The sequence below is a fragment of the Mycoplana ramosa genome, from assembly GCF_041930185.1.
Classification (GTDB): domain Bacteria; phylum Pseudomonadota; class Alphaproteobacteria; order Rhizobiales; family Rhizobiaceae; genus Mycoplana; species Mycoplana ramosa.
Window position 1 is genome coordinate 34825 of the sequence record NZ_JBHEEW010000008.1, and the last position, 18424, is coordinate 53248.

The window sequence follows — 18424 nt, forward strand, 5'->3', positions numbered from 1 at the left end:
GGCCCCGGAACACACGCGTGATCCAAGGCCGGGTACGCGTGCTTCAGCTGACTGGCAAAACTTGCATCTAGACTGTCATCTCTGCTTCCGGTCTTGCGACCGATCTCGGGCTATGCTTGTGCGCACCCCCTAGAACCGGCACATGGCCTGGAGAGGGTTTCGCGCATAACTGAACTTTTTACTGTGCCTGCGGAAAATTAGTCGTGCAGCAGAATAGTTTGATCGTAACATCCGGCGTCTGTGATGTCGATGTACGCCTATCGGCCGGGAGCCGACAGTGCCTTACGTCCCTTCTTTGCAACCGGGGGTGATTTCAGTCCTGGCAGAGTTCGGAGGAAATCGTCTTGCCGCTGCAGAACCGTGTCACCCCGTTTGGCGAAATCGTTGCGGTCGATGCGCGCGGCATGTTCATCGGCAATCGTGGCATCATTCATGATCCGGCCACACGCACCCTCACGGCGCGGCGTTGGACGTCAAAGGCATGGATTACCTGTACGTGCGACTACAGGGGCATCCGGCGTTCCGTGATGGCTCAGCGAAGCTGGACGGAGCTGTTCTTTCTCGACGAGGCGACGGCGCTCGCGGCCGGACACCGGCCTTGTTTCCTCTGTCGTCGGGCTGCCGCAGACGCGTTTCGCCAGGCGTGGAGCATTGGCAACCGTGTTGCGCCGCCGACAGCCGCAAAGATGGACGCGACCCTGCATGCCGAGCGGCTGGATCACGGCCGCAAGCGGCTGCATCCGCTGGCGGTGCCGCTCGGCGAACTGCCCGATGGTGCCTTCGTCGCATCGGGGGCGTCGGCCCATCTCCTTGTGAACGGTCAACCGCTTCTGTGGACGCCCTCCGGCTACCGACGCGTGGCGGCTATCGGCGCGGTCGACCGCGTGTTGACGCCGCCGTCGACGCTGGCGACGCTTGCGGCCGGTTACAGGCCCGTGCTGCATCCGTCCGCCGGACGTTGACCGCTGGTATCGCCCCAGCGGTCAGGCATCCAGCCCGTCGGTCCAATTCCGCACGGTCTGGGCCAGGGTGCGCAGATGGTCGGCAGCCGAAAAGCCGGAAATCTTTTTGCGCGGCTTCAGGTCGTGATCGCCGTCCTCCAGCCAGAGGACTCGAATGCTCCCGGAGAGATCGTAGCCGTCGACCTCGTCTCTTGTTCCGAATTCGTCGCGGGTTCCCTGGCAGATGAGCGTTGGCGTCGTCAGACCGGCAAGATGGCGGGTGCGCAGCGTTTCCGGCTTTCCCGGCGGATGGAAGGGGTAGCCGAGGCACAGCAAGCCGGCGATTTCGCCGGCCGCGTGAAGCTCGTCCGCCACCATGCTCGCCACGCGCCCGCCCATTGATTTTCCACCGATAATGAGGGGGCCGGTTGCACCGAGTTTCCGGATGGCCTCGAGATATTCCGGCATCAGCGTTTCGGCGCGGGGTGGCGGCTTGCGGTTGTCCGAGGTCCGCCGGGCTGCCATGTAGGCGAACTCGAAGCGCGCCACGCGAAAATCCGCTTCGGCAAGCGCGCCGGCGGTCGCGGTCATCGATGCGGAGTCCATCGGCGCGCCGGCACCGTGTGCCAACAGGATCGTCATCCTGGCATCCTCGGGGCCATCCAGCAGAAACCTGTCACCCATTGCTGTCCCCTTGAAATTGCCCGTGTGGTTACACATATCTCGCCCATGCCTGGAAAACGGACACGCGTGGTATCGGCGTTCGCCGAGCCCCGGCGTTCGACAGGATAAGGGCGCTCCCCGAAAGGGTCGAGCGCCCTTTTTGCATTCGACGCGCCCGCGCCATGCGGCCGAAGCGCACATTGAGAGGATGGTGAGCTTGCGCTAATACGATCGCACCCCGTCGATGGGCATCCGGTCCGCTCGTACAATGGCTTTACGAACCGCATGATGACGACGTTTCTATTGACCTCAGCGGTCATCCTCCTGACGCCGGGCCCGACCAATACGGTCCTGGCCGCGTCCGGTGCTGCTCGGGGACTGCGACAGGCCCGGTTGCTGCCGCTCGCGGAAGCGGCGGGCTATGCCCTGGCAATTTCATTCTTTGTCTGCGTTGCGGCGGTTGTAAGCGGCCTGTGGTGGGCATTGCCGGCCATGAAGATTGCGGCCTCCGCGTGGCTGGCGCTATCGGCCGTGAGGCTCTGGTCCACCTCGCCCGACACGGCGCAGAGCGAAAGCGGCGCTTATGCGCGCGTGTTCTTCACGACCATACTGAACCCCAAGGCGATGGTTGTCGGCACGATGATGATCCCGCAGTCGACCATCGACGAGGTGGCGCTGAGGATTGGGTGTTTCGTTTTACTGTCGACGCTGGCCGGGATCGGGTGGGTCGCGCTGGGATCGTCCCTTCCGGGCAGTATCAGACGGCATTCCTACAAGGGGGCCGCCTTCATTCTCGGCGGCTTTTCCCTCGCCGCCATCACCAGCGCGTTCGCATGACCGGGCTGTATTCCCGGATGCATGATGCCGGACCACGCACTGGTCACATTATTTCCGCCAGAGTGGCCCGCTTCCTATTTTCGCAAGCCACTTGATCTGCCGGCCGGACTGGGCGAACCTCATCGGTATCGCGGCATGATGCCTGTGGTGTGGAAGGTCAGCCGATGAACGATCGGGTGCAGCAAGCCGGCCCTATGGGGGCATCCGCCGAAGTCTGGATCGAGGGTGGAACCTTCACAATGGGCTCCGACCACCATTATCCAGAAGAAGCACCCTCGCACCCCGTCCGGATCGATGGGTTCTGGATCGATGCGACGCCTGTCACCAACCGTCAGTTCATGGCTTTCGTGGAGGCGACCGGATACGTCACGGTCGCGGAGCGAAGGTCTAACCCCGAGGACTATCCGAATGCACAGCCACACATGCTGAGGCCCGGCTCGGTCGTCTTCGAGCCGCCAAAGCGGATTTCCGGAACCGATCCGTCGCAATGGTGGAACTTCAGGTTCGGCGCGGACTGGCGCCGGCCCTATGGCCGGCAGAGCAACATCCGCGGCAAGTACGACCATCCCGTCGTGCAAGTCTCCTATGAGGACGCCAGGGCCTATGCCGACTGGGCGGGCAGGGACCTGCCGACCGAAGCCGAGTGGGAGTTTGCCGCCAAAGGCGGTCGCGACGGAACCGAGTTCGCCTGGGGCGATGAACTGGTGCCCGACGGTCGCTTCATGGCCAACACCTGGCATGGGACCTTTCCGACCGAGAACCTGAAGCCGGACGGGTTTGAGCGCACCTCGCCGGTCGGCAGCTTTCCGCCGAACGGCTACGGCCTGTACGATATGATCGGCAACGTCTGGGAATGGACCAGCGACTACTGGTCGTCCCACCATCCGGAGCCGGCGCAGAAAAGCTGCTGCGTGCCGGTCAACCCGCGCGGCGGCGGCATCGAGGGCAGCCGCGACCCCCGCATGCCGGATATCCTGATTGCGCGCCGGGTGGTGAAAGGCGGCTCCCATCTCTGCGCGCCGAACTATTGCCGGCGCTACAGGCCGGCAGCGCGGCATGCACACGAGGAGAATGCTGCCACGACCCATATCGGCTTTCGCTGCATCAGGCGGCCGTGATCGGGGGATTGTTTGGTGATGCTCGGCCTTGTGCAAAGGCGTTTGGCGGGCTACCCAGAGATCACAGGTCCAGCCGAGGGGAGGCGATGATGACCGAAGATCTCAAGGGGGATATCGCGCGATTGGAAAGGCAGGAGGAAATCCTGCGTTTCAATCGCTTCGACGCGGCGACCGCATGGACCCTCGGCGGCCTATTGCGCGAGATCGCCACCGGGCGCGGCGCGGCGATCGCCATCGATATCTCGCTGCGCGATCGCATCCTGTTCCATTGCGTCCTGGACGGGACGACGACCGACAACGCGGAATGGATCCGCCGCAAGCGCAACACCGTGCTGCGGCTTTGGCATTCTTCCTATCTCGTCGGGCGGCGACTGGCATATTCGCATCGCGTTCAGGAGGAGGCGCACAACCTGCCGCTTTCCGACTTTGCCACCCATGGCGGCGGTTTTCCCATCCTGGTCGACGGGCTCGGCTGTGTCGGGGCCATTACCGTTTCGGGCGTGCCGCAGCGCATTGACCATGCGATCGTGGTTGACGGTGTGGCGCACTTTCTGGGTGTCGATCTGGGCGACGCGCGCCTGCCGGAATAGATCCATCAATGCCGGCGAGCGGGCCGTGCACTCGGTGAAGCGGATGGACGGAAGCCGGCAGACGGGCAGGGCCCCATCGCAAAGCAGGAATCAAGAACGGCGCCTTTCATTGCGAAAAGGCGCCGTTCTCCCGTTGTCGCATGGGCGCTTGTGCGGCTGTCATGCAGTCGCGGCTTGCCGCTCGGTGCGGGAAAAACCCTCGCTCGCCTCGAAGAGTTTCTTCGTGTAGGCCGCCTCGAACTTGTGGTCGGCGAGTGCGGAGGCGGGCAGGGTCTCGACCACGTGGCCGCCCTGCATGATCGCCAGACGCTCGCACATGTGGCTCACGACGGCGAGGTCGTGGCTGACCATGACGAAGGTGAGCTTGCGATCCTTGCGGGTCTGCTCCAGCAGGTTCAGGATTTCGGCCTGGACCGAGGCGTCGAGGGCGGAGGTCGGCTCGTCGAGCAGCACGATCGACGGCTCGACGATTAGCGCACGGGCGATGGCGACGCGTTGGCGCTGCCCGCCGGAGAGCTGGTGCGGATAGCGGAAGCGGAAGCCCTTGCCGAGCCCGACCTCCTCCAGCGCGCGGACGATGCGATTCTCGCTGTTGTCGAAGCCGTGGATGGCCAGCGGCTCCAGGAGCGCGCGATCGATCGTCTGGCGCGGGTGCAGCGAGCCGTAGGGGTCCTGGAAGACCATCTGCACCTCGCGGTAGAAGGCGCGGTCGCGCTTGCCCCGCCGCAGTTCCCTGCCGTCGATCGAGATCGTCCCGGCGCTGACCGGCGCCAGTCCGGCGACGGCGCGCAGCAGCGTCGACTTGCCGGAGCCGGATTCGCCGACAAGGCCGAAGGACTCGCCGCGCGCCACCGAGGCGCTGACGTTGTCGAGCGCCTTGTGACCATGGAATTCGACGCAGAGCGCCTTGACGTCCAGTGCCGCGGTCATAGCGCCCACTCCGGTTTGCGGTCGAGAACGGGAAGAGGATGGCGGTCCTGGCCGATGCGCGGCAGCGAGTTCAAGAGCCCGCGCGTGTAGGGGTGCTGCGCGTTCGCAAGGTCAGCGCTCGCGAGTTCCTCCACGATCTTGCCGGCATACATGACGATCACCCGGTCGCAGAAGGTCGAGACCAGGCGCAGGTCGTGCGAGATGAAGAGCAGGCCCATGCCGCGGTCGGCGACCAGCCGGTCGAGAATGGCGAGCACTTCGAGCTGCACCGTGACGTCGAGCGCCGAGGTCGGCTCGTCGGCGATCAGAAGCTCGGGGCCGGCGACAAGCATCATGGCGATCATCGCGCGTTGGCCCATGCCGCCGGAAACCTCGTGCGGATGCAGGTCGAACACGCGTTTCGGCTCGCGGATCTGTACCGCTTCCAGCATGGCGAGCGCGCGATCGCGAGCCTCGGCGCGCGAGACATTTTCGTGCGTCTTCAGCGTTTCCATGATCTGCCGGCCGATGGTCATCACCGGGTTCAGCGAATATTTCGGATCCTGCAGGATCATCGCCATCTGCTTGCCGCGCAGCGAGCGACGCTGCTTCGGGCTGGCCGTGAGCAGATCGATGTCGTTGAACATCATTTTCTTTGCCGTGACCGTCGCCTGCGGCGGCGTCAGGCCCATGATGGCGCGGCCGGTCTGCGACTTGCCTGATCCGGACTCGCCGACGATGCCGAGGCGTTCACGGCCGAGCTTGAGCGAGACGCCGCGCACCGCCTGGATCGGACCGGAGCGGCCGGGGAAGGTGACGCGCAGGTCTTCGATGTCGAGGAGCGGCTTCACCGGCCTTCCTCCTTCGGGTCGAGGGCGTCGCGCAGGCCGTCACCGAGCAGGTTGAAGCCGAGGCTGACGATCAGGATCGCCGCACCCGGGGCGGCGGCGACCCACCACTGGTCGAGGATGAAGCGGCGACCGGAGGCGATCATCGCGCCCCATTCGGGCAAGGGCGGCTGCGCGCCGAGGCCGAGGAAGCCGAGGCCGGCGGCCGTGAGGATGATCCCGGCCATGTCGAGCGTGACGCGCACGATCAGCGACGGCATGCACAGCGGCATGATATGGCGCAGCACGATCCGCATCGGCGAGGCGCCCATCAACTGGACCGCGGAGATGTAATCGGCATTGCGGAAGGTCATCGTCTCCGCCCGCGCGATGCGGGCATAGGGCGGCCAGGAGGTGATGGCGATCGCGAGCACTGCGTTTTCGATGCCGGGTCCGAGGGCTGCGACGAAGGCGAGCGCCAGCACCAGCTTCGGGAAGGCGAGGAAGATGTCGGTGATGCGCATCAGCACCGCATCGATCCAGCCGCCGGCATAGCCGGAAACGGTGCCGATCAGCAGCCCGACGGGGGCGGCGATGATGGCGACGAGGATGACCACGAACAGGGTCAGCCGCGAGCCGTAGATGACGCGCGAAAGGATGTCGCGGCCCTGGTCGTCGGTGCCGAACCAGTGCAGCGCGCTCGGCGCCAGCAAGCGCTCATCCTTCAGGTTGCCGATGTAGGGCGAGTAAGGAGCGAGGAGATCGGCAAACGCCGCCGTCAGCAGCAACAGAACCAGGATGAGGAGGCCGACGAGGGCAAGCTTGTTTTCGCAAAACCGCAGCCAGGTCGTGTAGGTGCGGCCGAGGCGGGCCTGCATGCGGGACGCAGGACGCTCGGTCATCAGCCATTCCCGCCAGGAGAGCGGGGCATTGGAGGTCATGTCGCTCATCGCGTGCGCGTCCTCGGGTCAAGTGTCCGGTAGAGCAGATCCGACAGGAGATTGATGGCGATGAAGACGGAGCCGATGACGATCGTCCCGCCCAGCACCGCGTTCATGTCGGCGTTCTGGAGCGAATTGGTGATATAGAGGCCGAGGCCCGGCCAGGCGAAGACGGTCTCCGTCAGCACCGAGCCTTCGAGAAGGCCGGCATAGGAGAGCGCGATCACGGTGACAAGTGGAACGGCAGCGTTGCGCAGCGCATGGCCCCAGATGATGCGCGTCTCCGACAGACCCTTGGCGCGGGCGGCGACGATATATTCCTGGCTCAGCTCGTTCAGCATGAAGCTGCGGGTCATGCGGCTGATATAGGCCAGCGAGAAATAGCCGAGCAGGCCGGCGGGCAGGGCGATGTGCCGGATCAGGTCCCACAGCACGTCCCAGGCGCCCTGCATCGTCGCGTCGATCAGGTAGAAGCCGGTGACAGGTGTGAAGGAGTATTCGTAGACGACGTCGACGCGGCCCGGAAATGCCGCCCATTGCAGCTTGGCGTAAAAGAGAACGAGCGACAGCAGCGCCAGCCAGAAGATCGGCACGGAATAGCCGATCAGCCCGATGATGCGCACGATCTGGTCGGCCAGGCTGCCGCGCTTGACCGCGGCGAGGACGCCGAGCGGGATGCCGAACAGCGCGCCGATGATCGTGCCGAGCGTCGCCAGTTCGATGGTCGCGGGAAAGACGCGGCGGATGTCGTCCATCACCGGGTTGGTGGTGAGAACAGACGTGCCGAAATTGCCCTCCAGCGCGCCCTTCACGTAGATGAAGAACTGCTGGTAGAGCGGCAGGTTGAGGCCCATCTCCTCGCGCACACGATCGACCACGTGCTGCGGCGCGCGGTCGCCGAGGACGGCAAGAACCGGGTCAATCGGGATGACGCGGCCGATGAAGAAGGTGACGGCCAGAAGGCCGAGATAGGTGGTCGCCACGATGACGAGAAAACGCAACGTGGCGAGGAACAGCGAACGGGCGCGGGCGCTCGTGCGCCCGGCCCCTGCTTGTGTTGGAACAGAAGACAACGTTCTTTTTCCGATCAGTCCTTGGAGACCGACCAGACGAAGTTCGTGTCGAAGGTCGGTCCCAGCTTGAAATCCTTCAGGTTGGCACGGTAGCCGGCCACTTCGGTCTGCTGGAAGATGACGACGAAGGGGCTGGTCTCCAGGACGGCCTTCTGCAGTTCCTCGTACATCTGCGCGCGCTTGGCGCTATCCTTTTCAAGAAGGGCGGCCTTCGTCTTCTCCGTCAGATCCGGAACGTCCCAGGCGTTGCGCCAGGCGAGCGTCTTGTTCTTTCCTTCATCCGAGTTGTCGGTGTTGGAGGTGAACGTCTCGGCGTTGGAGTTCGGGTCGAAGTAGTCCATGCCCCACTGGCCGATATACATGTCATGGTTGCGGGCGCGGTACTTCGTCAGCGTCTGCTTGCCGTCGCCCGGGATGATCTCGAGCTTCACGCCGGCCTCGCCGAGCGTCTGCTGGAAGGATTCGGCGATGCCGGACACCGGCTGGGAGTTGCGCACGTCCATGGTGACGGTGAAGCCATCCGGGACGCCGGCCTTGGCAAGCAGTTCCTTCGCCTTGGCAACGTTCTTCTCGAAGGGATTCTCGTCGAGTGCGCCGAGGACGCCCTTCGGCAGGAAGGTCTGGTGGATCTCGCCGATGCCCTTGATCAGCGTCGAGCCGATCGCGTCGTAGTCGACCAGATACTTGAAGGCTTCGCGCACTTCCGGCTTTGCGAGCGTCTCGTTCTTCTGGTTGAGGCTGATGTAGTAAAGGGTCGTCTTCGGCGCGCTGGTGGCGGCGAGATCGGCGTTCTTGGCGATCGCGTCGAGATCGCCGGGATCGAGGTTGCGGGCGATGTCGATGTCACCGGCTTCGAGCGCAAGGCGCTGGCCGGAGCTTTCCTTCATGTGGCGGTAGATGACGCGGGCAAGCTTCGCCTGCTCACCGTGGTAGTTGTCGTTGCGCTCGAGCACGACGAGTTCGTTGGCGCGCCACTCGCGCAGCTTGAACGGGCCCGAGCCGGCAAAGCCGGTCTTCAGCCATTCGTTGCCGAAATCCGTGTCGTACTTGTACTCGGCGGTCGGCGTGACCGGCTTGGCATGCTCCATCACGAGCTTCTTGTCGAGAACGGCAGCGACGGTGGCCGTCAGGCAGTTCAGCACGAAGCTCGGCGCATAGGGCTTGTCGACGGTGAAGACGAAGGTCAGTTCGTCGGTGGCCTTGGCCTTTTCGGTGACGTTGTCGCCGGTGAGACCGAACTGGGTGAGGATGAAGGCGGGGCTCTTGTCGAGCTTGACGGCGCGCTCGAAGGAGAAGGCGACGTCCTCGGCGGTGATCGGGTTGCCGGAGGCGAACTTCAGGCCCGGCTTGAGCTTGAAGGTGTAGGTCAGGCTGTCGTCCGAGACCGTCCAGCTTTCGGCCAGATCGCCCTTGACCTTCGAAGTGTCTGTCGGGTCGAGACGGATCAGGAAGTCATAGGTGTTGCCGGTCATTTCGGCGGCCGAAAACTCGAAGGCCTCGCCCGGGTCCAGGGTGATGATGTCGTCGATGGCCAATGCCTCGACCAGTGTATCCTTGGGCGTATCGGCGAATGCGGCCGGGGGCGACATCATCAGAAGCGAGAGTGCGGCGCTCGTTGCGAGCATCCTTGCGCGGCCATTGAACATTTTCATCATCATGATCCGTTCCCTTGTTTCCTTTGGTTTCAATACCGGGGCATCAGGCCTCGTGCCATGCCTGCCCAAGCACTCTCAGCCAGTTGTCCCGGCATATCTTTGCAAGATCCTCGGTGCCGTATCCGGCGGCGGCCAGGGCGGCAACGAGCTTCTGGTTTCCGGCCGCGTCGCGGATGTCGGCCGGAATCGTGGCGCCGTCGAAGTCCGAGCCCAGCGCCACGCAGTCGATGCCCATGCGCTCGACCATGTGGTCCACATGGCGAACCATGTCGGAAAGCGGCGTGTCCGCGCTCTCCTGGCCATCGGCGCGCAGCATGGTGGTGGCGTAGTTGAGACCCACAAGGCCGCGGCTGTCGCGGATCGCTTCCATCTGCTTGTCCGTCAGGTTGCGGGCGACCGGTGTCAGCGCATGCGCGTTGGAATGGCTGGCGATCAGCGGCTGGTCAGAGGTCTTCGCCACGTCCCAGAAGCCTTTTTCGGTGATGTGCGAAAGGTCGACCAGGATTCCGAGGCGATTGCATGCCCGGATCAGTTCGAAGCCGGCTTCGGTGAGGCCGGGGCCGGTATCGGGGCCCATCGGATAGGCGAAGGGAACGCCGTGGCCGAAAATGTTGTTCCGGCTCCAGACGGGACCGAGCGAGCGCAGGCCTGCGGCATAGAAAGTCTCGAGCGCAACCAGGTCCTTGTCGATCGCCTCGCAGCCTTCCATGTGCAGCACCGCGGCAAACTTGCCCTTCTCGATGGCGGCGCGAATATCGGAAGTCGTCCGGCACAGGGTCCAGGCGCCGGCGCGGTCGAGCCTGTAGGCGATCGCGGCCATGGCGAGCGCGATGTCGAGCGACGGCTGCCGTTCCAACGGCGCTTCGAGCGGCGTGGCATAGTGGCCGTCCTCGCCGGGTTGGCGGAGCTCGAAATGGCCCGAGGAAATGTAGATGGCGCAGAGGCCGCCGGCGAGGCCGCCGGCACGGGCGCGCGGGCCGTCGATGTGCCCCTGGTCCGTGCCGTCCCTGAACTCGGCGACGGGATCGCTCCCGCCCTGCATGTTGTTGAGCAGCCGGAGCAGCACGTCATTGTGCCCGTCGAAGATCAGTTGCATGCCATTCCCTATCATTGGGTGACGGGGATTTCCGTTAGGGATGACGTAGGGGAGGACAAGCCCGTCAAGGCCCTTGCCACCGCGACACGATCCGGGAAATCCCTGTCGGGAAATATGAGAAAATGATCCTAGAACCGAAAAGCAGCCCGCTGCAAGGGGTTAAACGGGATATCTACGAAGTTGATTCCGAACCGGCGACGAATACCGGCCTGCCAGCGATGCAGGTCGCAACAACGCCGAGGCGGTCATCGAGTGCAGTGAAGTCCGCGTCATGCCCATGCGTCAGCCGGCCCTTGCGGCCGGTCATGCCGATTGCTTCCGCAGGATAGAGCGAAGCCATGCGAAGCGCTTCCTCGAGCTCAAGGCCGACGCGTTCGTGCATGAAGCGGACGCAGGAGATCATGTCGATGTCGGCCCCGGCGAGCGTGCCGTCGGCCAGCGTCAGGCGTCCGTCCTTGCGGAAGATCTCGCGACCGTTGAGGGTGAAGCTTGTCATGTCGGTGCCGATCGGGGACATGGCATCGGTGACGAGGAAGATGCGTCCCGGTCCCTTCTTGGCGCGCAGCGCCACGCCGATCGAGACGGGGTCCACATGAAAGCCGTCGGCGATCAGGCCGGCATTTATATGGCCGAGATCGAGCGCGCCGCCAACCATGCCGGGCTCGCGGTGACCGAGCGGGCTCATCGCATTGAAGAGATGGGTCATCATCCGTGCGCCCGCAGACACGGCGGCGCTGACGGTGACATAGCTGCTGTCGGAGTGGCCGAGGCTCACGGTGATCCCGGCTGCCGCAAGCGTGGCGATCTGATTGTTTGTCACGCTTTCGGGAGCAACGGTCATCAGAAGTGCGGCGAGCTTGCCGCGTGCCTCGACGGCGCGGGCGAGATCGTCGGCTTCCATCGGGCGGATGAGCTTCGGATCGTGGGCGCCCTTGCGGGCGATGGAGAGGTGCGGCCCTTCGAGATGCAGGCCGAGAAAGCCCGGCACGTCGGCCTGCTGCGCGGCGATGCCGGCGGCGATCGTCCGGATCGTGATCTCGCGCGTATCGGTGATCAGCGTCGGCAACAGCGCGGTGGTGCCGAAGCGGGCGTGGGCGGAACAGATCGTGCGGATGCCTTCGAGATCGGGCTTTTCGTTCAGGAGCACGCCGCCGCCGCCATTGACCTGCAGGTCGACGAAGCCGGGGACGATGCGGGCGCCGTCCATAGGCTCGCGGGTGGCCGTGGGCGGAATTTCATCGCGCCCGACGATGCCCACCACCTTGCCGCGCTCGATCAGGAGCGCCTTGTTGTCGTGCCAGAGATCGCCGTCGAAGATCCGGGCGGCGGTGATTGCCGTCTGCGCGCTCATCTCGTTTCCGTCACTTTCTTCAGGTTGACCGGCTTGTCGGGGTCGAGCCCGCGGGCGCGGGACCAGGCTTCGACGAAGCCATAGAACGGCACGATCAGCGCCAGAGCGTCGGTGATCGGGTGGCCGGTGGCGATGAAGGGCAGCGTCCTGGCGGATTTCGCGGCGGCCGAGGTGACGCAGGCATAGGCGCCCTTGTCGGCAAGGCCGTCGGCCATGCCGGTCACGGATTGTTCGGCGGCATCCCGGGCGGCGAGCGCGATGACGGGGAAGGAGGGGCCGACGAGGGCGACGGGTCCGTGCAGAACCTCGGCGGACGAATAGGCTTCCGCGTGCAGCCCCGATGTCTCCTTGAACTTCAGCGCCGCCTCGCTGGCGATCGCAAGGCCCGGGCCGCGGCCGAGGACGTAGAGCGACTGGGTGTCGGCGAGATCCTCGATCAATCCGCTCCAGTCGAGGGCCACGGCCTTGCCGAACTGCTCGGGCAGGGCCTGGACCGCGCTCCGAAGCGGCGCGTTGCCGGTCCATTCGGCGAGGATCGCAAGGCCGGTGACGATCGAGTTCACGTAGGACTTGGTGGCAGCCACGCTCAGCTCCGGCCCGGCGCAGATGTTGAGCGCATGGCTGCAGGCTTCCGAGAGCGGGGACGGGATCGTATTCGTCAGCGCCAGAGAGAGCGCGCCGGCATCGGATGTTGCCTTGGCCATGGCGACGATGTCGGGGCTTTTGCCGGACTGCGATATGGCGATAGCGGCAGCACCGTCGAGCTTCAGCGTCGCGCCGTAGATGGAGGCGAGCGAAGGGCCGAGCGAAGCGACGGGTCGCCCGGCGGTCAGTTCGATCGCATATTTCAGAAACAGGGCAGCGTGATCGGAGGAGCCGCGCGCCACGGTGACGACGAAGCGCGGATCGACAGTCTTCAGCGCCCTGCCGGCATTGGCGATTGCTGTCGCCTGCTGCTCCAGCACACGGGCGGCCGCTTCGGGGATTTCGTTGATTTCGCGACGCATGTTGGTCTGCATGATCATGCCTTTCATCTGTGGTCGGCCGGCTCAGGCGTCCGGGAGCGTGAGTTCAGCCACGAAATCATAGGCGTCGCCGCGGTAGAGCGAGCGGGTGAATTCGACGACCTTGCCCGAGGCGAGATAGGAAACGCGCTCGATCGACAGCCCGGCAGCGCCAGCGGCAACGCCGAGCAGGGCAGCATCCGGTTCCTTGATATTGTAGGCGGAAATGCGCTGGACGGCACGCACCGGGCGGTGGCCGCGCTGGTCGAGGGCCGCGTAGAGCGAGCCGGTCACCTGGGCGGGGTCGGGAAGAAACTCGGACGAGATGCAGGCGCGCTCGATTGCAAGGGGCATATCGCCGGCGATGCGCAGCCGTCCGAGCCGGGCGACGAGCGCATCGGCGGGCAGACCAAGGATCATCATCTCGTCCGGCGAGGGGTGAAACAGACCGCGATCGAGCCATTGCGCCCGCGTGGTAAGGCCGCGGCGTGCCATGTCCTCGGTAAAGGACGTCAGGCGCGACAGCGATTGCTGCACCTTGGAAACCGGCTTGACCACGAATGTGCCGGAACCGTGGCGCCGCACGAGCAGACCGTCCTTGACGAGGTCGTCCACCGCCTTGCGCACCGTCACGCGGCTTATGTTGGCATACTCGGCGAGATCGCGCTCCGGCGGCAGTGCATCGCCATGATTGAGTCTGCCGGAATTGATCGCCTCTTCCAGCGTCTGGCGCAGCTTCAGGTACAGCGGGCCGGACCCGCCGGCCTGCAGGCGCTCCGGCGGCAGGATGGAGGCGAGGAGGTCGGTCATGTGGCCGCTCCCCCGGTTCGGGTGCGGAAACGGTTGGCAGCCAGCGCCACGGCGCCGGTCAATGCGTCGGACTGCGGTTCGACCAGAATGGCCCTGTGGCGGGGCTCGAGCCAGACCGGATAGAGCGGTGCCAGGCCGCCAAGCAGGCAGAGGCGTTCTGTGCCGCCGATCTTCGTGACCGCATCGAGTGCCTCGTTGACGGATCTTGCCGCGGTCTCGATCAATGCCAGCGCGCCGGGGTCCATCTGTTCCGCATGTTGGAAGACGAGCGGCGCATAGCGGCCGAAATCGCCGGGCTTAGAGAGCCGCGCGAACTCGACCATTGCGGTCGGGTCGTGCTTGAATTCGGTGAGGATCGCATCGGTGACGGCGGAGCGCGGATGAATGCCGTCATGGACCAGCAGCGCCTCCTGCAGCAGCGCCTGCCCCAGGCGGGCGCCCCCGCCGAGATCGCCGATCATGAAGCCCCAGCCGCCGATGTAATGCACCTTGCCGGCCCTGCGGGCCATGAAGATCGTGCCGGTGCCGAGGATTGCGACGGAGCCCTCCGCGTCGCCGATTGCGCCCTGCAGCGCGATCAGGCCGTCGGAGTCGATATCGGTATGGCGGAAGGGCAGGCGCTCGCGCACATACTGGGCGAGATTGCCGACATTGGTTCCGGCGAGACCGAGAAAGGCATGGGCGTTTGCGATCTCCTCATGCGCGATGCCGGCATCGCGAAAGGCGGCCTCGGCAGCCTCGGTGATGCTCGCTATGGCATGGTTCGGGTCGGTCAGGATGTTGGCGGCGCCGCTCTTTCCCCGGCCGAGGACGGTGCCTTGCGGGTCCGCGACCGCCGCGCGGCAGCTCGTGCCGCCGCCATCGATGCCGATGATGAAATCTGCCATGGAACACCTCCAGAAGAGACAATACCAAAAAAATACCATTAACCAAGTGGAAAACCGAAGGCTGGTCGACTGCTGCACCAATGTATTGAAATATTTATGTAAATTTGCGGCTCTCCATTTTTCTGCCACCAGAAGTTAATTTGCAGTAGACAATTGGTATTTTGTTGGCATTAAATTGCGCCGAGGAGAGCGAGAATGACAGCAGGCAAGACTGAAGCCAGGCACGAGCAGGCCGAAGGGCTGGACGAGCGCAGCCCCGTCGAGGTTCTTGCTGTGCTGTCGTCGGCGCAGCAGGCCGCGGCCGCTGTCGTCGACGCGGCAATTGCGGACATTGCAGACGCGGCGAAGCTTGCGGGCGATGCGCTGCGGTCCGGCGGGCGCCTGGTCTATGTGGGCGCTGGCAGTTCGGGGCTGATGGCGATGTCCGACGCGCTCGAACTTCCCGGCACCTACGGCATCGCCCGCGACCGCATCGTGATCCTGCTGGCCGGCGGGGCGGCGAGCCTCGAGGATCTTGCCGGCGGCTATGAGGATGACGAGGCGCTCGCGCTGGCGGATGCCGGGAAGGCCGGTATCGGCAAGGGCGATTGTGTCATTTGCGTCACCGCCAGTGGTTCGACACCCTATGTCATCGCCGTTGCCGACTACGCGCAATCGCACGATGCCCGGGTGATCGCGCTCGCCAACAATCCCGGCGCGCCGCTTTTCGCCTATGCCGACATCTCCATTTTGCTGCAGACGCCGCCGGAGGTGATCGCCGGCTCCACGCGCATGGGCGCGGGCACAGCCCAGAAGATCGCCTTCAACATGCTGTCGACGCTCGTCGGCGTCCAGCTCGGCCATGTGCACGACGGCTACATGGTCAACCTGAAGGCGGACAACATCAAGCTCCGGGATCGGGCCAGCCGCATCGTCGCCGGCATTTCCGGCGTCGGGATCGACGAGGCGACGCGCCTGCTGCAGCAATCCGAGGGCTCGGTCAAGGCGGCGGTGCTGCTCGCCGCGGGCGCCGCGGACCTGGCGGCGGCCAAGGCCGCACTCGACAAAACCGGGCAGAGCCTGCGGCGTGCGCTGGCGAGCCTGAAGTAACGAGATTCAGAATGCGCCAGCGTGCGCACAAAAAGGGGAGAATGTGATGACTCGTAACGCACTCAAGGGCTTGCTCCTTGCCACGAGCATTCTCGGCGCCGCCGGGATTGCGCAGGCGCAGGACGTGACGCTGACGATCGAGAGCTGGCGCAACGACGACCTGCCGATCTGGAAGGACAAGATCATCCCGGCGTTCGAAGCGAAGAACCCGGGCATCAAGGTGAATTTCGCGCCGACGGCGCCGACCGAATACAACGCCGCGCTGAACGCCAAGCTCGATGCCGGCTCGGCGGGCGACCTGATCACCTGCCGTCCGTTCGACGCCTCGCTCGAATTGTTCAACAAGGGGCACCTGGCGGCCCTGAACGACCTTCCCGGCATGGAGAACTTCTCCGACGTCGCCAAGTCCGCCTGGACGACCGACGATGGCAAGACCACCTTCTGCGTGCCGATGGCATCGGTCATTCACGGCTTCATCTACAACAAGGACGCCTTCGACCAGCTCGGCATCTCCGCGCCGGCCACCGAAGCGGAGTTCTTCGCCGCCCTCGACAAGATCAAGGCAGACGGCAACTACATTCCGATGGCGATGGGCACGAAGGATCTCTGGGAAGCCGCAACCATGGGCTACCAGAACATCGGCCCGACCTACTGGAAGGGCGAGGAGGGCCGGCTGGCGCTGATCAAGGGCGAGCAGAAACTGACCGACGAGCCGTGGGTCGAGCCCTATCGCGTGCTCGCCAAGTGGAAGGACTATCTCGGCGACGGCTTTGAGGCCCAGACCTATCCGGACAGCCAGAACCTCTTCACGCTCGGCCGCGCCGCCATCTATCCGGCCGGCTCGTGGGAAATCGGCCTGTTCAACACCCAGGCGCAGTTCAAGATGGGCGCCTTCCCGCCGCCGGTGAAGAACGCCGGCGACACCTGCTACATCTCCGACCACAACGACATCGGTATCGGCCTGAACGCCAAGGGCGCCAATGCGGACGCCGCAAAGAAGTTCCTGACCTTCGTCGCCTCGCCGGAATTTGCCGACATCTACGCCAACTCGCTGCCGGGCTTCTTCAGCCTGAACTCGACGGCGGTGAAGATGGCCGACCCGCTGGCGCAGGAATTCGTCTCCTGGCGCGAGAAGTGCAAGCCGACGATCCGCTCGACCTATCAGATCCTGTCGCGCGGCACGCCGAACCTCGAAAACGAGACCTGGACGGCGTCGGCCAACGTCATCAACGGCACGCAGACGCCGGAAGATGCCGCCAAGAAGCTGCAGGAAGGCCTCGACAGCTGGTACAAGCCGGCGAAGTAAGCGACGGCCGAGGCGGCAGATTCGCCCCTCACCCTAACCCTCTCCCCGCAGGCGGGGAGAGGGGACTGCGGTCGCCGCCAGGCCCTCATCGAGCGCTCCTTGCGCTTGCGGAGGATTGACGGACGCGGCCGCGGCACAGACCTTCTCCGCGCTCGCGGGGAGAAGGTGCCGGCAGGCGGATGAGGGGCAGTGTTTGCGTGCCCTGTCGATCGCGGTCCGATGCCCGCGCCATCCGCGAAAAAACGTGTAAACTGAATGTCATCGGCCGGAGTCTTCCGGCCCGGCAACATGCGGCGGGACCGGCCGTGTGACGCCGATCCGCAACCGGAAAACAGTCGAACCATCGGTCGGAACGAACGGGCATAGCGATGACGGACGCCACACTATCTCGGGACGAATGGGCAGCCGTACGGCGCCCGCGGCGCTGGCACATCGTCGTGTTCCTGCTGCCGGCGCTGGTCGTCTACTCGGCCGTAATGATCCTGCCGTTGTTCGAGACGCTGCGGCTGTCGTTCTACAATACGGTCGACGGCCAATACACCTTCGTCGGTCTCGACAACTTCCGCACGCTGTTCGGCGATGGACGCTGGGCTTCCGACTTCTGGAACGCGCTGAAGAACAACTTCATCTTCTTTGCCATCCACATGCTGGTGCAGAACCCGATCGGAATTGCGCTGGCGGCCCTGCTGTCGCTGCCGAAGCTGCGCTTCGCCGCCTTCTATCGCACCGCGATCTTCCTGCCGACGCTGCTCTCCTTCGTGATCGTCGGCTTCATCTGGAAGCTGATCCTGTCGCCGATCTGGGGCGTCTCGCCCTATCTCATGGACCTCGTCGGCCTGAAGTGGATGTTTTCCCCCTGGCTCGGCAAGCCGCAGTCGGCGCTGATTGCCGTGTCGCTGATTTCCGTCTGGCAATATGTCGGCATCCCGATGATGCTGATCTATGCCGCTCTCCTGAACATCCCCGAGGAGGTGATCGAGGCGGCCGAATGCGACGGCATCACAGGCTGGGCGCAGTTCTTCAAGATCAAGCTGCCGCTGGTGCTGCCGGCGATCGGCATCATCTCGATCCTCACCTTCGTCGGCAACTTCAACGCCTTCGACTTGGTCTACACCGTGCAGGGGGCGCTGGCCGGTCCGGACGGCTCGACCGACATTCTCGGCACGCTGCTCTACCGGACCTTCTTCGGCTTCCAGCTGCAGCTCGGCGACCGCTCGATGGGGGCAACGATCGCAACCGTAATGTTCCTGATCATCCTCGCCGGCGTCTCGCTCTATCTTTTCGTCATCCAGCGGCGCATCCGCCGCTATCAGTTCTGAGGGAGGCG

18 protein-coding genes are annotated in these 18424 nt (G+C 64.6%); 7 read left to right on the forward strand and 11 right to left on the reverse strand.

Annotated elements, in window-relative coordinates; translation table 11 throughout:
* The first annotated feature begins 344 nt into the window (after positions 1–344).
* Positions 345–962 (forward strand): hypothetical protein, encoded by a 618-nt coding sequence (locus JNC62_RS11890; protein ID WP_374838990.1) that lies wholly within the window; start codon positions 345–347, stop codon positions 960–962.
* A 21-nt stretch (positions 963–983) separates the two neighbouring features.
* On the opposite strand, the gene JNC62_RS11895 is transcribed toward JNC62_RS11890, so the two are convergent.
* The gene (locus JNC62_RS11895; RefSeq protein WP_374838991.1) at positions 984–1625 is read right to left on the reverse strand and encodes an alpha/beta hydrolase family protein; all 642 of its coding nucleotides are present in this window, start codon (positions 1623–1625) and stop codon (positions 984–986) included.
* Between the two features lie 264 nt (positions 1626–1889).
* Here JNC62_RS11895 and JNC62_RS11900 point away from each other — a divergent pair, with 264 nt between their 5' ends.
* The 3 genes from JNC62_RS11900 to JNC62_RS11910 all read left to right on the forward strand — a co-directional run bounded on the left by JNC62_RS11900 (position 1890) and on the right by JNC62_RS11910 (position 4149).
* Complete coding sequence (locus JNC62_RS11900) at positions 1890–2441, forward strand: threonine transporter (RefSeq protein ID WP_374838993.1); 552 nt, start codon at positions 1890–1892, stop codon at positions 2439–2441.
* A gap of 164 nt (positions 2442–2605) precedes the next feature.
* Positions 2606–3559, forward strand: coding sequence for a formylglycine-generating enzyme family protein (locus tag JNC62_RS11905; protein ID WP_374838995.1), 954 nt, complete (start codon positions 2606–2608; stop codon positions 3557–3559).
* Between the two features lie 89 nt (positions 3560–3648).
* Positions 3649–4149 carry a heme-degrading domain-containing protein gene (locus tag JNC62_RS11910; protein ID WP_374838997.1) on the forward strand — a complete coding sequence of 167 codons (501 nt, stop codon included), beginning with the start codon at positions 3649–3651 and terminating at the stop codon, positions 4147–4149.
* Positions 4150–4308: 159 nt separating this feature from the next.
* Here JNC62_RS11910 and JNC62_RS11915 read toward each other — a convergent pair whose 3' ends face one another.
* The 10 genes from JNC62_RS11915 to JNC62_RS11960 all read right to left on the reverse strand — a co-directional run bounded on the left by JNC62_RS11915 (position 4309) and on the right by JNC62_RS11960 (position 14702).
* Positions 4309–5079: an ABC transporter ATP-binding protein gene (locus JNC62_RS11915; RefSeq protein ID WP_374838999.1), complete on the reverse strand. Its 771-nt coding sequence runs from the start codon at positions 5077–5079 to the stop codon at positions 4309–4311.
* The gene (locus tag JNC62_RS11920) at positions 5076–5909 is read right to left on the reverse strand and encodes an ABC transporter ATP-binding protein (RefSeq protein WP_374839001.1); all 834 of its coding nucleotides are present in this window, start codon (positions 5907–5909) and stop codon (positions 5076–5078) included. Before JNC62_RS11920 ends, JNC62_RS11915 begins: the two co-directional genes overlap by 4 nt.
* The gene (gene nikC, locus JNC62_RS11925; protein WP_374839003.1) at positions 5906–6835 is read right to left on the reverse strand and encodes a nickel transporter permease; all 930 of its coding nucleotides are present in this window, start codon (positions 6833–6835) and stop codon (positions 5906–5908) included. The genes JNC62_RS11920 and nikC overlap by 4 nt, the downstream gene beginning before the upstream one ends.
* Positions 6832–7899 (reverse strand): ABC transporter permease, encoded by a 1068-nt coding sequence (locus JNC62_RS11930; protein WP_374839005.1) that lies wholly within the window; start codon positions 7897–7899, stop codon positions 6832–6834. Before JNC62_RS11930 ends, nikC begins: the two co-directional genes overlap by 4 nt.
* 14 nt (positions 7900–7913) lie before the next feature.
* Complete coding sequence (locus JNC62_RS11935; RefSeq protein WP_374839302.1) at positions 7914–9554, reverse strand: ABC transporter substrate-binding protein; 1641 nt, start codon at positions 9552–9554, stop codon at positions 7914–7916.
* A 43-nt stretch (positions 9555–9597) separates the two neighbouring features.
* Positions 9598–10650 carry a dipeptidase gene (locus JNC62_RS11940; protein WP_374839007.1) on the reverse strand — a complete coding sequence of 351 codons (1053 nt, stop codon included), beginning with the start codon at positions 10648–10650 and terminating at the stop codon, positions 9598–9600.
* Between the two features lie 172 nt (positions 10651–10822).
* Positions 10823–12001 (reverse strand): N-acetylglucosamine-6-phosphate deacetylase, encoded by a 1179-nt coding sequence (nagA, locus tag JNC62_RS11945; protein WP_374839009.1) that lies wholly within the window; start codon positions 11999–12001, stop codon positions 10823–10825.
* Positions 11998–13026 carry an SIS domain-containing protein gene (locus tag JNC62_RS11950; RefSeq protein WP_374839011.1) on the reverse strand — a complete coding sequence of 343 codons (1029 nt, stop codon included), beginning with the start codon at positions 13024–13026 and terminating at the stop codon, positions 11998–12000. The genes nagA and JNC62_RS11950 overlap by 4 nt, the downstream gene beginning before the upstream one ends.
* A 24-nt stretch (positions 13027–13050) precedes the next feature.
* Complete coding sequence (locus tag JNC62_RS11955; RefSeq protein WP_374839012.1) at positions 13051–13815, reverse strand: GntR family transcriptional regulator; 765 nt, start codon at positions 13813–13815, stop codon at positions 13051–13053.
* A complete protein-coding gene (locus JNC62_RS11960) occupies positions 13812–14702 on the reverse strand; it encodes a glucosamine kinase nucleotide-binding domain-containing protein (RefSeq protein ID WP_374839014.1) in 891 nt (296 codons plus the stop codon). Before JNC62_RS11960 ends, JNC62_RS11955 begins: the two co-directional genes overlap by 4 nt.
* A 195-nt stretch (positions 14703–14897) precedes the next feature.
* Here JNC62_RS11960 and JNC62_RS11965 point away from each other — a divergent pair, with 195 nt between their 5' ends.
* The 3 genes from JNC62_RS11965 (at position 14898) to JNC62_RS11975 (ending at position 18416) form a co-directional block, all read left to right on the forward strand.
* Positions 14898–15791, forward strand: a complete 894-nt coding sequence (locus tag JNC62_RS11965; RefSeq protein ID WP_374839016.1) for an N-acetylmuramic acid 6-phosphate etherase — start codon at positions 14898–14900, stop codon at positions 15789–15791.
* A gap of 46 nt (positions 15792–15837) precedes the next feature.
* Entirely contained in the window at positions 15838–17097 is a 1260-nt protein-coding gene (locus JNC62_RS11970; RefSeq protein WP_374839018.1) for an ABC transporter substrate-binding protein, read from the forward strand.
* 368 nt (positions 17098–17465) lie between these two features.
* Complete coding sequence (locus tag JNC62_RS11975; protein WP_374839020.1) at positions 17466–18416, forward strand: carbohydrate ABC transporter permease; 951 nt, start codon at positions 17466–17468, stop codon at positions 18414–18416.
* Positions 18417–18424: the final 8 nt, after the last annotated feature.

Coding starts and splice junctions, on each gene's coding strand:
- JNC62_RS11965 (WP_374839016.1), top strand. CDS start 14,898: ATGACAGCAGGCAAGACTGAAGCCAGGCACGAGCAGGCCGAAGGGCTG.
- JNC62_RS11940 (WP_374839007.1), bottom strand. CDS start 10,650: ATGCAACTGATCTTCGACGGGCACAATGACGTGCTGCTCCGGCTGCTC.
- JNC62_RS11910 (WP_374838997.1), top strand. CDS start 3,649: ATGACCGAAGATCTCAAGGGGGATATCGCGCGATTGGAAAGGCAGGAG.
- JNC62_RS11905 (WP_374838995.1), top strand. CDS start 2,606: ATGAACGATCGGGTGCAGCAAGCCGGCCCTATGGGGGCATCCGCCGAA.
- nikC (WP_374839003.1), bottom strand. CDS start 6,835: ATGAGCGACATGACCTCCAATGCCCCGCTCTCCTGGCGGGAATGGCTG.
- JNC62_RS11955 (WP_374839012.1), bottom strand. CDS start 13,815: ATGACCGACCTCCTCGCCTCCATCCTGCCGCCGGAGCGCCTGCAGGCC.
- JNC62_RS11900 (WP_374838993.1), top strand. CDS start 1,890: ATGATGACGACGTTTCTATTGACCTCAGCGGTCATCCTCCTGACGCCG.
- JNC62_RS11975 (WP_374839020.1), top strand. CDS start 17,466: ATGACGGACGCCACACTATCTCGGGACGAATGGGCAGCCGTACGGCGC.
- JNC62_RS11950 (WP_374839011.1), bottom strand. CDS start 13,026: ATGATCATGCAGACCAACATGCGTCGCGAAATCAACGAAATCCCCGAA.
- nagA (WP_374839009.1), bottom strand. CDS start 12,001: ATGAGCGCGCAGACGGCAATCACCGCCGCCCGGATCTTCGACGGCGAT.
- JNC62_RS11970 (WP_374839018.1), top strand. CDS start 15,838: ATGACTCGTAACGCACTCAAGGGCTTGCTCCTTGCCACGAGCATTCTC.
- JNC62_RS11895 (WP_374838991.1), bottom strand. CDS start 1,625: ATGGGTGACAGGTTTCTGCTGGATGGCCCCGAGGATGCCAGGATGACG.
- JNC62_RS11960 (WP_374839014.1), bottom strand. CDS start 14,702: ATGGCAGATTTCATCATCGGCATCGATGGCGGCGGCACGAGCTGCCGC.
- JNC62_RS11935 (WP_374839302.1), bottom strand. CDS start 9,554: ATGATGAAAATGTTCAATGGCCGCGCAAGGATGCTCGCAACGAGCGCC.
- JNC62_RS11915 (WP_374838999.1), bottom strand. CDS start 5,079: ATGACCGCGGCACTGGACGTCAAGGCGCTCTGCGTCGAATTCCATGGT.